The following is a 12264-nucleotide window of genomic DNA, read 5'->3' on the forward strand; positions in this document are numbered from 1 at the left end:
ATAAGAATTTTCGTGCTTTTATTTTCCTAAAATCTGATTTCTAATTTTTTCAATTGACTTCTTCATATCGTTATTGAAAAGTTCTTTATCCAATCGACTTGCTGGTGCTTGTCTTACATCGCAGTTGCTGATGCTACAATGTTCGCAGGTAACACCAACTTCTACAGTTGTGAGATTTGCGCTTTTTGTAAAATTAATTTTCTTGAGGGAATTACTGTTTAACAAAATTCCGAGGCAATAGCTTCGGTTGCTACCATCTGAAAATGGATTTTTTTGCGACGTCGAAATCACCAAATAGCTCAAGCCAAAATCTTTATAATGTGAGATTTGTGCATTGGTAACTTGCGCATCGCTTTTTTCAAGTTGTTCGAGATTTTTAAGTGCCACCCAACGTCTGCAATAATGCTCGTTCATTGCATTAGAGCGCGGTGCTTGCTGTTGATTGAGGTGTAACTCTTTTAGAATCTGAACTTTTGGACTGTTTTTCTTTTGTACAAAACACAAATAAAACAAGTCTTTAATCCCAAATTCGGATGCTAATATATTGGTTAATCGATAATACAAAGTCTCTGGCGAGTTGGTGAAATGTTGAATTAAATCTTCAAAATGCTTCGGATTCCACTCTTTGTAATCAAAAAAGTCCGCCGTTTTTCTAACCAATTCTTTCTTAGGAATAAGTAATCCACCAGCAAAATACGAGGCATAATAATTATTAAGAATTTCTTCGAAACTGTTGATGTCCACCCAAGAATAAGTGTTGGGACGTGCCTTTAAATCCAAAACCTGAAATCCAATTTCCTTAGCTAGAATAAAGGTTTTTTGGTTTTCGTCTAATCTTTGGTTGAGCAATAGATTTTTCTTTTCAGGAATGTAAAGCGAACGAAGATGTTGCAAAGTCCCGAATTTGTCAAAATCTTCAGAGTGAATTTGATAACCGAAATTCTCTATTAAAATCTTTTCCAACTCTGCGGATTTTAGTTCGCGAGGATTGAGGTTGTATTGCTGATAAAAGGCTTCTGCTTTTTCTTCAATTTCCGGAAAGTGGTTGTTGTATAATTCCTGAAACGAGCGAAGTACCGCAAAGAAAAAACGTTCTTTTCCGAGGTTGTAGTTTTGTGAAATTTCTATCAGCGTTGTGATGAAGGCGGTCACTTTTTTGGGCGCCTCGCTGATCATGCCAATGAGGTTGTTGCGGTTGATTCCGAAGAGGTCTAACGGAATTTCTTTAAACACATCGGATTGCAAAATCTCATTAATTGGTGCTAAACTTCGGTCAAGTTTTGTTGACACCAAGTCGTCAAAACTGCATCCCAAAGTTTCGGCAACTTGGATGATTTTGTCGTGTTTAGGATATTTTTTTCCGTTTTCGATTTCGTTAAGATAGGATTTTGACAAGCCAGTTTGGTTTGCTAAATCTTGCAACGACCAATTTTTCTTTTGGCGTTGTTGTCTTAATTTGAGTCCAAAAATTACACGGATGTAGTCGCTATCGGCATTCATATAACAAATATAAAATAAATGCGATTGTCGGCATAATAATTTTTTATTAAAATTAGCGAACGTTCGCTAATTGTGAAATTTTTTTTATTAGATTTGTCAAATCAATCACAAATAAAAAGTACAAATGACAAGTTTAGAAAGTTTAACAATAGAAATGCAAGATTCTTATAAACAATTGTTTACTGAAGAATTAAAAGTTTTTCTTTTGGCTTTGCATCACAAGTTTAATCCTGAACGTTTGCGTCTTTTAAAACAGAGAGAAAAGATTCAAAAAGAATTTGACAATGGAAAATTACCAAGCTTTTTGGAAGCGACTAAAGACGTTCGCGAATCTGCTTGGGTATGTGCACCACTTCCGCGTGATTTGCATGACAGACGCGTAGAGATTACTGGACCAGTGGATCGAAAGATGGTTATTAATGCGCTTAACTCTGGTGCAAAAGTCTTTATGGCAGATTTTGAAGATAGCAATTCGCCGACTTGGGACAATTGTATGCAAGGACAAATTAATCTTTCGGATGCGATTAATCGTACAATTGATTTTGAAACCAACGGCAAACAATATCAATTAAAAGAGAAAACCGCAGTTTTGTTGGTTAGACCTCGAGGTTTGCACTTGGACGAAAAACATATTTTGGTTGATGGCGAGCTGATGTCTGCTTCGTTGGTGGATTTTGGAATCTATTTTTTCAGAAATGCGAAGAAGCTTTTAACAAAAGGAAGTGGTCCATTTTTCTATCTTCCAAAACTTGAACATTACGAAGAAGCACGTTGGTGGAATGATGTGTTTTTATTTGCGCAAGATTATCTGAAAATTCTTTCTGGAAGCATCAAAGCGACTGTTCTTATCGAAACGATTACAGCGTCTTTTCAGCTTGATGAGATTTTATTTGAATTAAAAGAGCACAGCGCAGGGCTTAACTGCGGTCGTTGGGATTATATTTTTTCGTACATCAAGAAGTTTAGAAATTTGCCTCATTTTTTAGTGCCTGACCGCGATCATGTAACGATGACTTCGCCTTTTATGGAGGCTTACACCAAAAGAGTTGTAGAGATTTGCCATAAGCGACGTGTGCCAGCAATTGGTGGAATGGCGGCGCAAATTCCTGTAAAAGATAATCCACAAGCTAACGAAGATGCTTTTGAGAAAGTGCGCGCAGATAAAGAGCGTGAAGTGAGAAATGGTCACGACGGGACTTGGGTTGCGCATCCAGCTTTGGTACCTGTGGCGATTGAAGTCTTCAATCAATATATGCCGACTTCCAATCAAATCCATAAGTTGTTTGATTACGGAATTTCTGAAAGTCAATTGTTGGAAGTTCCTGTTGGAACGATTACCGAAAAAGGACTTCGCAAAAATATTAATGTTGGGATTCTGTATATAGAATCTTGGTTGATGGGCGTTGGCGCGGCTGCGATTTACAATTTGATGGAAGATGCGGCAACGGCGGAGATTTCGCGATCGCAAGTTTGGCAGTGGTTAAAACATTCGGTGAAGTTAGAAAACGGCGAGGTTGTAACTAAAGATTTGATTTTAAAACTTCAAAAAGAAGAAATAGAAAAGATTAAAACTTATGTCGGCGAAACTCGATTTGAAAATGGAAAATTTGATTTGGCTGTGGAACTATATAATGACATGGTTTTCTCTGATAACTTCGACGAATTTTTAACCTTAAAAGCTTATCCATATTTAGTGTAAGTTTTTTTGATGCTATAAAAAAGTAACATCAGTTTGAGTGATTTTTGTAGAAAATCGTATCGAAAACGAGTTAACTTTTTAATGCTCTTAAACTTTTCCTAAACAGGAAATAATAAACAAATTTTAAAGACAGTTTTTTAAAGGTCACTTAATGTAAAAATGAGTGACGAGGGAAGTTTTATTCAAAATTTAAAATAAAATTCTAAACATTTTAATCACTATAAATCACAAAATATTATGAAAACAAAACAAGAACAAATCCAAGTGTTAGAGCAAGAATGGTTAAACAATCCACGTTGGAAAGGTATTACGAGACCTTATTCTGCGGAAGAAGTTTTAAAACTACGAGGAAAATACAAACTCGATTATACGATTGCTACGCAAATGTCAGAATTGCTTTGGGAAAAATTGAATACTCAAGATTTTGTTGCGGGATTGGGGGCGTTAACAGGAAACCAAGCCGTGCAGGAAGTTGACGCTGGTCTAGAAGCAATTTATCTTTCTGGATGGCAAGTTGCGGCTGATGCGAATCTTTCTGGAGAAATGTATCCAGATCAATCTTTGTATCCAGCGAATTCGGTTCCTGCTGTTGTAAAGAAAATTAATAATGCGTTGTTGCGTGCAGACCAAATTCAGTCGGTAAATGGCGGTGGTGAAAAAGATTATTTGGTGCCGATTGTTGCGGATGCCGAAGCTGGTTTTGGAGGAAACCTTAATGCTTTCGAATTGATGAAACAAATGATAGAAGCTGGCGCTGCAGGTGTTCACTTCGAAGACCAGTTGTCATCAGCGAAAAAGTGTGGTCATCTTGGTGGAAAAGTTTTGGTACCGACGCAAGAAGCGATTAATAAGTTAATTGCAGCACGTTTGGCGGCAGATGTTTTGGGTGTTCCGAGTTTGATAATTGCAAGAACAGATGCTGATGCTGCGGATCTTTTAACTTCGGATATTGATGATAGAGATAAAAAATTTGTAACAGGAGAAAGAACTTCGGAAGGTTTTTATGTTGTTAAAAATGGAGTAGAGCAAGGTATTGATCGTGGTTTATCTTATGCACCTTATGCTGATTTGATTTGGATGGAAACTTCGAATCCAGATTTGGAACAAGCAAGACAATTTGCGGAAGGTATCCATGCGAAGTTTCCAAATAAAATGTTGGCTTACAATTGCTCGCCATCGTTTAATTGGGCAGCGCGATTGAGTGTTGAAGAAATGGAAAGTTTCCGTGAAGAGTTGGCGAAAATGGGATACAAATTCCAGTTTATCACTTTGGCAGGATTCCATGCTTTGAACACGGCAATGTTTGAGTTGGCATTGGCTTACAAAGAACGTGGAATGGCGGGTTATTCTGAGTTGCAAGAACGAGAATTTGCTTTGCAAGCAAAAGGTTTCCGTGCCGTGAAGCATCAAAGTTTTGTGGGGACTGGATATTTTGATGAGGTTCAGAATGTTGTTACCAACGGAATGGCTGCTACAGTTGCGATGAAAGATTCTACGGAGACGGCACAGTTTTAAGCTTGGGTAGAAGTTTTTAGGTTGTAGGTATTTGAGTTTTTCAATGCCCAAAATCCAGAAGTCATTTAAAGACAAAATAAAAAAGCTAGCAGTTGTTAAATTCTGCTAGCTTTTTATTTAAGTTTTAATCTTAATTGTTATAAAGTAATTTGTAATATTCGTCTGCCATACGATCACTATTGAATTGGAATCGAACGTCATCCATTGCGTTAGTTACAATTTTTCGCCACTTGTTTTTGTCTTTATAATAAGTTGGAATAATTTCGTTTTCCAAGAGGTCATAAAGTTTATGTAGGTCATATTGGTCTTGTTCCAGAGTTGTCATATTGTTGTAATCTGCTTTTGGAACGACAAACGAGTTTTCGCCATGTCTTGCAAATTCTGGAATCCAACCATCGTCTGTGGAAAGGTTAACGGAACCATTCATTGCGGCTGTCATGCCAGAAGTTCCAGAAGCTTCACGCGGAACACGAGGATTGTTTAACCAAAGGTCAGAACCTTGTTTTAGTAATTTACTTAAAGATAATTCGTAACCTGTAAGGACTGCCATATTTTTGTAATTTTTGCTTTCTTCCACCAAATTATTAAAAGTAGAAATCGCTGAATAGTCCATTGGATAAGGTTTTCCTGCCCAAATGATCTGAACTGGAAATTCTTTATTCTCTAATAAACGACGGAAACGTTCTTTATCTTCAAGTAACAAATCTGCTCTTTTGTAGCCCGCAAAACGTCTTGCCCAAACAATCGTAAAGACATTTGGATCAAACAATTTTCCACATTGATCGGCAACATTGCGGAACATTCTTCTCTTTAAATAATGTTTTCTAAAATCAAAAGCTGCTGCGTCGCCATCATCTTTAGAAATATACAATAATTTGTCCGCCCAATATTTGAATTCCTGAGCGTTGGTAATTGATTTTATTTCGCAGATGTTAGGGTATTTATTCCACATTGCTCGAGAAACAACACCGTGAAGTTGAGAAACGCCATTGGCAAGTCTTGCCATTTTTAGAGCGCAAAGCGAATGGTTGAATCTTTCGTCATCGGCACCCTCAATTTGCTTCACTTCTTTCATCGTTAATCCGCAGAAATAAGACATGTTATGACAAAGGCTTAAGTCGTGTTTTTCGTTTCCTGCTTCTTCTGGAGTGTGGGTTGTGAATACTAGTTTTTCTCTCACTTTAGAAAGGTCGCCACCATATTTTCTTAAAAGATAAAATGCTGCAGGAAGTCCATGTGCTTCGTTAAGGTGGTAAACATCGCGTTCGAAATTCATTTCGTCTAAAAGTTTAGCACCGCCTTTTCCTAATAATATATACTGTGCTAGTTTTGTTGACTCGTTGGCGTCGTACAATTTGTGGCAAATGGTTTTAGAAATATGGTCGTTTTCTGGTACGTCAGTACTCAAAAAGAACATTGGGCAAGTCTTGAAAGTTTCGGGGTTAAGATACCAAACCTTTACCCAAACTGGTGCGTTATGGATTTCAATTTGAAACTGTATGCCTGTGTCTTCTAAGTAAGAATATAATTTTTTTGTCCAAACAGGGTTAAGTGTTTGATCGTGGTTACGAGCTTGGTCATAATATCCAAACTTCCATAGAATGCCAATTCCTACAAAATCTTGTTTTAGGTTGTAGGCGCTTCTCATGTGCGATCCAGCTAGGAAGCCAAGTCCACCGCTGTAGATTTTTAGCGATTGATCTATCGCAAATTCCATTGAGAAATAAGCTGTTTTTTTTGAATATTGTGGGTTGATGCTGTAAGGCATCTTAAAGTTCTTAAAATCCATTAACGATTATTTTTTGATTTCAAATTTAATCATTTTTGAATAAGAAACAGGTTAGGTAAGAGCTTTTGATCAGGCTAAAACCAATGATAAACGATGTTAATCTTGGTATTAAATTTTATTAATAGTCAGAGACTTAATGCATTTATTTGTAGCTTTAGAATATGATTAATTGTAAACCAGACTGTTATGTTGTTTACCGAAGATCTTGGCAAATCTCTAGCCTTATGTATGTTGCGACATAAAGATGCTGCTGAAAAGTTGAGCTATTGGTGTCATGAAATTGACCGCGAAAGATTATCTGAGCGCGAAGCTTACCAAAAGAAAACCGAAGTGCTTCTCTTAAGCGCTTTGTTGCAACATTATCCAGATATCGAAATTGAAAATCTTACAGGCGAAAGTCCTGATTTTATTGTTAAAATAAATGGAAGACGGATAGGTTTGGAGATATCGGAGGTGATTAATCATTTCGAAAAAAAGAAGCAAGAAGCCTATATCAATCAGCTTTTTCGATATGTTGAAGATTGGTTATTGACTTCGGAGTTGGCTTCTGGTATCTATCATATTGGTCTCGATTCTCAACTTGTCATCAATAGTTATCAAGAAAAAGTTGTAAAAGATATCTGTAATGCAGTAAAGCATCAAAAAAGTACAAAATACGTGACCTCAATTAGAAGAACGCCTTATGATAAGGGCGTTCTTTTGGTTTTAGATTACAGCTTGTCTTTGTTTGATGAGTTGCGTGCAGACAAAATTCTACACGCCATTGAAAAGAAAAACATCAAGTATCCTCTTTATAAAAGTAAGGTTGATGAATGTTGGCTAGTTCTCGTGTCCAATATGCACAATATGTCATCACGCTATAGTTACATCCAAACACCCGAAATTCTAAAGACGGTTAGTAGCCCTTTTGAAAAGATTCTTCACTTAGAAAATTTGTATAGCGAGATGCTGAGGATAAAATAGGCTTATAACAAGTCAAAATCTCATCAAATTTCAAAATTCTAACTAAGACTTTCTTATTTTTGTCCGATAAGCTATCTAAAATTGTTTTTATTTGGCTTATACTTGTATATGCTAGTTAAGATGAGCTTTTATAAATATTTTAAAATTTGTTACGATTGGTTCGTTGCTCTTGTTTTGCTTTTAGTCCTTTGGCCGTTGTTGTTGGTGCTTATTTTTGTTTCGGCTTTTGATACTGCGTCAAATGGATTATTTATCCAAGAGAGAGTAGGACAATATGGAAGGCTTTTCAATATATATAAGATTCGGAGTATTCATCGTTTTTCGAATAAACAAAGTCAATTCGGTGAATTTTTAAGGAAAAGTAAATTAGATGAGTTACCTCAATTAATTAATATCTTGAAATTGGAAATGAGTTTTGTTGGTCCCCGTCCTGATATACCTGGATATTATGATAAATTAAATGGTGAAAACTCAAAAGTGCTTGAGCTAAAACCGGGCATCACATCAGAGGCTAGCATTAAATATAGAAATGAAGAGTCAATGCTTCGCGAGCAAGAAAATCCGTTGAAGTACAATGATGAGGTCTTGTTTCCAGATAAAGTTAAATTAAATCTTAAGTATTATTATGAGATGTCTCTTGCTACTGACTTCCGAATTATGCTGAAAACGGTCTTTAAAATATGATAATTATTGTTAAAATTTTATTAAAAAAATAGTTAATACTATAACTGATTAATGTAGATTTGCAATATAAATACAGAGTATTAAATAAGCATGTGTTTTTTTGAATTTTGAAATTATCATGTGAATTTAGATGGAAGAAAAAATATGGTTGTCACCTCCTCACTTAGGAGGAGCTGAAATAAATTATATTCAAGAGGCTTTTGATCAAAACTGGATCACTACACAAGGTTCAAACGTTGATGGTTTTGAAGATGATCTTGAGTTTTTTTTAGGTGGTAGCGTACATGTATCTGCTGTAACGTCAGGTACAGCGGCTATTCATCTTGCGTTAATGCTGTTAGGTGTTAAGGATGGGGATGAGGTAATTTGTCAGAGTTTTACATTTGTAGCCTCTGCTAACCCAATTATTTATTTAGGCGCAATACCTATTTTTGTTGACAGTGAGCGAGAAACCTGGAATATGGATCCAGAGTTTTTGGAGAAAGCGATTCTTTCTAGAATTAATGCCGGAAAAAAACCTAAAGCAATTATTGTTGTTTGTTTGTTCGGGATGCCATATCAAGTCGAGCGAATAAGAGAAATTGCGGATAAATATAGTATTCCAATTGTTGAAGATAGTGCGGAAGCTTTAGGTAGTATGTATAAAGGCCAAAAGTGTGGTACTTTTGGTGATTTATCAGTATTGAGTTTTAATGGAAACAAAATAATTACAACCTCTGGTGGTGGTGCTTTGGTTACGAGGACTGAAGAACAGAAAGCTAAAGCTGATTTTCTATCTACACAGTCAAAAAATGTAGCACCTCATTATGAGCACTCTGAGATTGGATTTAATTATGGTTTAAGTAATATTTGTGCAGGAATTGGTCGGGGACAAATGAAAGTTTTAGATCTTCGTATTATACAAAGACGAGAGAACTATTTATTTTATAAGTCTTTTTTGGAAGGAATACCAGGTGTAAAGTTACTGCCGGAACCAGATGAAAATTATTTTAGTAATTATTGGTTGACTAATATTTTGATTGATTCTAAAGAGGCGAAATGCAGCAGAGAAGAAGTTCGGATTGCATTGTTAAAAGAGAATATAGAAGTAAGACCATTATGGAAACCATTACATTTGCAACCAGTTTTTGAATGTTACCAATATTTTGGAAGTAATGTTTCTGAGGAACTTTTTAGTCAAGGCTTATGTCTTCCTTCAGGTTCTAATTTAACAATTGAGCAAAAAAATAAAATTGAAAAAGTATTATTGGAACTTTTGGTCTAAAAAAATGTAATGCGTGTGTTTTTTGAGCAGAATTTACAATTTAATAAATGATGAAATCAAATATGTTTAATTCTATTTTTGAAAGTAAAATATATAAAGGAGATAATGTGATTGGACTCACTGATATCAAATACCTCCCAAGATGGGTGATATTAATTATTGACATTTTGTTTCTTTTTGCTTCACTTGGACTCACTTATTTTGTAGTTTATAAGATTCAAGCCAAGCCTTATGAAGTAATTAATATGTCCCAAATTTTTTTGGTGACAATAAGTATTAATGTACTTTTTATGTTTATTTTCAAGACCTATGCAGGTGTTATAAGACATTCTACCTTTATTGATTTACTTAAGATTCTTTTAGCTTGTTTTTGTACGTCTATTGTTTTGTTCTCGATTAACTTTTGTTATGTCCAATTTGGGACTGGAAAAATTTTTCTCAATGCATTTATTGTATTGTATTTTCTTTTTTCAGCAATGTTATTGTTTGTATTTAGGTTAGTGGTTAAGGAGGTTTTTCATTATGCTAGAGAGGTGTCTAGAAGTCACCTCAAAAAACGTGTTATGGTGCTTGGTATAGATGAGCAGTCTGTTGCAATCGCAAGAGCAATTCTAGATAATCCTAAGTTGCCATATCATGTTGTTGGATTTGTTTCTCTTAATGAAAATATTACAGGAGGTATTTCTGCGAAGATATTGGGCAAACCTATTTTGAGCAAATCATCTTTTCTTAAGCAAGATAAAGAGGAGTTAAACATTGAAGATGTTATCCTTATTAAAGAATCTTTATCAAAGGACGAGCTTGATGAATGGATTGGCGTCTTGTTAGAAAAAGATATCAAGATATTGAAGGCTCCAAGTGTTCAAAAGTTGAGAAGTACGGATAATGCTAATTTCATTAAAGCTATTCAAATCGAAGATTTACTAAATAGAAAGCCGATTAAGCTTGACAATGAAGAAGTTAGAAAAAGACATTATGATAAGGAGGTTTTAATTACGGGGGGTGCAGGATCAATTGGATCTGAGATCATTAATCAGGTTGCAAAATTTAATCCATCTTTGATTGTCGTTGTTGATCAAGCAGAGACACCACTTTATGAAGTGGAACTAAGTTTAAAAGAAAGATTTCCGCATATTAATTTTAAGTTTATTTTAGCGGATGTCTCAAATGTTAAGCGCATAGAGCCGTTATTTAAGAAGCATAATTTTTCAATGGTGTATCATGCAGCTGCATATAAGCATGTGCCTTTAGTAGAAAGTAATCCTCAAGAAGCTGTTCGTGTTAATATTTTAGGATCAAAAAATTTGGCGACATTGTCAAGCAAATATGGGGTAAATAGGTTTGTAATGGTGTCAACTGATAAAGCCGTTAATCCAACAAACGTGATGGGCGCTACAAAGAGAGTAGCTGAATTGTTTGTGCAGTCATTACAAAATCTCCCAGAAAATAAAACTAAGTTTATTACAACCCGTTTTGGAAATGTATTGGGATCCAATGGATCGGTTATACCGCATTTCAAAAAACAAATAGAGAAAGGTGGGCCAATAACAATTACGCATCCTGATATTGTTCGTTATTTTATGACAATTCCCGAAGCTTGCGAGCTTGTTCTGCATGCTGGAACTATGGGGAATGGTGGTGAGATCTATGTATTTGATATGGGACAACCTGTGAAGATTTTGGACTTGGCAACACGTATGATTAAGCTTTCTGGTTTTGAGCCTGAGACAGATATTAAAATTATTTACACCGGACTAAGACCTGGAGAAAAGTTATATGAGGAATTGCTGAGTGATGATACTAAAACATTGCCAACACAGCACGATAAAATCTTAATTTCTAAAGATCCAGTTATGAAATTTGAAGAAATTGATCAATTGTTGTGTTTTATGCTAAGTTCCTTAGAGACAGATACAAAATTTGAAATAGTTGCAAAAATTAAGCATATTGTCAAGGAGTTTAAGAGTAATAATTCTGAGTACGAATCGTTAGATAAATAAGTTTATGTTATATTTGCAAAATTGTATATTAAATATAAGTATGAATAGAAAAATAAAAGTTTTATTGCTTTGCGGTCTTATTGGTCTTACTTCTTGTAAAACTAAAGAAAAGCCAAGCGAGATTAATTATATGCAAAATATTGAACAAGTTGCAACAGATATCTCAAATAAAATGCAAGTTAATACAATACAGAAAGGAGATTATCTAAATATTTTTGTGTCTGCTAAAGATATGAAAGTTGTTAAAATGTTTAATCAAAACTATTTTTCGGGAGAAGTGGTACAGTCATCTGTTTCTGGTACTACATCTTCTACTGCTCCTACTTATATTGTTGATGCTAATGGTGAAATAGATTTTCCTGTTTTAGGAAAAATTAATGTTCTTGATAAGACTTTGCTTCAACTCCAAGATGAAATAAAAAGGAGTATTAGTGCATATGTAATCAATCCTTCGGTTACTATAAAAATAACTAATTATAAGGTTGTAGTATTAGGTGAAGTTAATAAACCTGGTCAATATATTATTCCTGAAGGTCAATCTACACTTCTTAACGCATTGGGACTTGCAGGCGATGTAACAATATATGCGAAACGAAATGATATCCTTGTGGTTAGAAATGAAAATGGAATTATAACAAAAGAACGCATTAATTTGATGGATGCTAATTTTATAAATTCACCATATTTTCAATTAAAACAAAATGACGTTATTTACGTATCTTCGAATCAAACAAAAGAAAAGATTGCTAAACAAGATCCAAATACTGGAATTTACATGGCTGTAGCTGGAATGGTTATTGGTCTAGCTGGTATCTTTATTACAATTTTTAAAAAATAATTATTTTAATTC

The 12264-nt window shown here is 34.9% G+C and carries 9 protein-coding genes; 7 read left to right on the forward strand and 2 right to left on the reverse strand.

Going from position 1 to position 12264, the window contains the following annotated elements:
• Positions 1-18 precede the first annotated feature (18 nt).
• The gene (locus Q1V95_RS09025; RefSeq protein WP_300672914.1) at positions 19-1500 is read right to left on the reverse strand and encodes a helix-turn-helix transcriptional regulator; all 1482 of its coding nucleotides are present in this window, start codon (positions 1498-1500) and stop codon (positions 19-21) included.
• Between the two features lie 124 nt (positions 1501-1624).
• On the opposite strand from Q1V95_RS09025, the gene aceB reads away from it, so the two are divergent.
• Positions 1625-3199: a malate synthase A gene (aceB, locus tag Q1V95_RS09030; protein WP_300672916.1), complete on the forward strand. Its 1575-nt coding sequence runs from the start codon at positions 1625-1627 to the stop codon at positions 3197-3199.
• A gap of 234 nt (positions 3200-3433) precedes the next feature.
• The gene (gene aceA / locus Q1V95_RS09035; protein ID WP_366143275.1) at positions 3434-4714 is read left to right on the forward strand and encodes an isocitrate lyase; all 1281 of its coding nucleotides are present in this window, start codon (positions 3434-3436) and stop codon (positions 4712-4714) included.
• A gap of 130 nt (positions 4715-4844) precedes the next feature.
• On the opposite strand, the gene glgP is transcribed toward aceA, so the two are convergent.
• Entirely contained in the window at positions 4845-6503 is a 1659-nt protein-coding gene (glgP, locus tag Q1V95_RS09040; protein WP_300672920.1) for an alpha-glucan family phosphorylase, read from the reverse strand.
• Between the two features lie 186 nt (positions 6504-6689).
• Between glgP and Q1V95_RS09045 the strand changes: the two genes are divergently transcribed.
• The 5 genes from Q1V95_RS09045 to Q1V95_RS09065 all read left to right on the forward strand — a co-directional run bounded on the left by Q1V95_RS09045 (position 6690) and on the right by Q1V95_RS09065 (position 12252).
• Positions 6690-7466, forward strand: a complete 777-nt coding sequence (locus Q1V95_RS09045; RefSeq protein ID WP_300672922.1) for a hypothetical protein — start codon at positions 6690-6692, stop codon at positions 7464-7466.
• Between the two features lie 120 nt (positions 7467-7586).
• Positions 7587-8150 carry a sugar transferase gene (locus tag Q1V95_RS09050; RefSeq protein ID WP_300672924.1) on the forward strand — a complete coding sequence of 188 codons (564 nt, stop codon included), beginning with the start codon at positions 7587-7589 and terminating at the stop codon, positions 8148-8150.
• Positions 8151-8280: 130 nt separating this feature from the next.
• On the forward strand, positions 8281-9414 hold the full coding sequence (locus Q1V95_RS09055) for an aminotransferase class I/II-fold pyridoxal phosphate-dependent enzyme (RefSeq protein ID WP_300672925.1): 1134 nt from the start codon (positions 8281-8283) through the stop codon (positions 9412-9414).
• A 47-nt stretch (positions 9415-9461) separates the two neighbouring features.
• Positions 9462-11414: a nucleoside-diphosphate sugar epimerase/dehydratase gene (locus tag Q1V95_RS09060; RefSeq protein WP_300672927.1), complete on the forward strand. Its 1953-nt coding sequence runs from the start codon at positions 9462-9464 to the stop codon at positions 11412-11414.
• Positions 11415-11454: 40 nt separating this feature from the next.
• Positions 11455-12252, forward strand: coding sequence for a polysaccharide biosynthesis/export family protein (locus Q1V95_RS09065; RefSeq protein WP_300672929.1), 798 nt, complete (start codon positions 11455-11457; stop codon positions 12250-12252).
• Positions 12253-12264 lie beyond the last annotated feature (12 nt).

The sequence above is a fragment of the Soonwooa sp. genome (genome assembly GCF_030151385.1).
Lineage (GTDB): Bacteria > Bacteroidota > Bacteroidia > Flavobacteriales > Weeksellaceae > Soonwooa.

What these genes read in the sequence shown, in the direction of transcription:
- Q1V95_RS09060 (WP_300672927.1), top strand. Translation starts at nt 9,462, where the DNA reads ATGATGAAATCAAATATGTTTAATTCTATTTTTGAAAGTAAAATATAT.
- Q1V95_RS09065 (WP_300672929.1), top strand. Translation starts at nt 11,455, where the DNA reads ATGAATAGAAAAATAAAAGTTTTATTGCTTTGCGGTCTTATTGGTCTT.
- Q1V95_RS09055 (WP_300672925.1), top strand. Translation starts at nt 8,281, where the DNA reads ATGGAAGAAAAAATATGGTTGTCACCTCCTCACTTAGGAGGAGCTGAA.
- aceB (WP_300672916.1), top strand. Translation starts at nt 1,625, where the DNA reads ATGACAAGTTTAGAAAGTTTAACAATAGAAATGCAAGATTCTTATAAA.
- glgP (WP_300672920.1), bottom strand. Translation starts at nt 6,503, where the DNA reads ATGGATTTTAAGAACTTTAAGATGCCTTACAGCATCAACCCACAATAT.
- Q1V95_RS09050 (WP_300672924.1), top strand. Translation starts at nt 7,587, where the DNA reads ATGAGCTTTTATAAATATTTTAAAATTTGTTACGATTGGTTCGTTGCT.
- Q1V95_RS09025 (WP_300672914.1), bottom strand. Translation starts at nt 1,500, where the DNA reads ATGAATGCCGATAGCGACTACATCCGTGTAATTTTTGGACTCAAATTA.
- Q1V95_RS09045 (WP_300672922.1), top strand. Translation starts at nt 6,690, where the DNA reads ATGTTGTTTACCGAAGATCTTGGCAAATCTCTAGCCTTATGTATGTTG.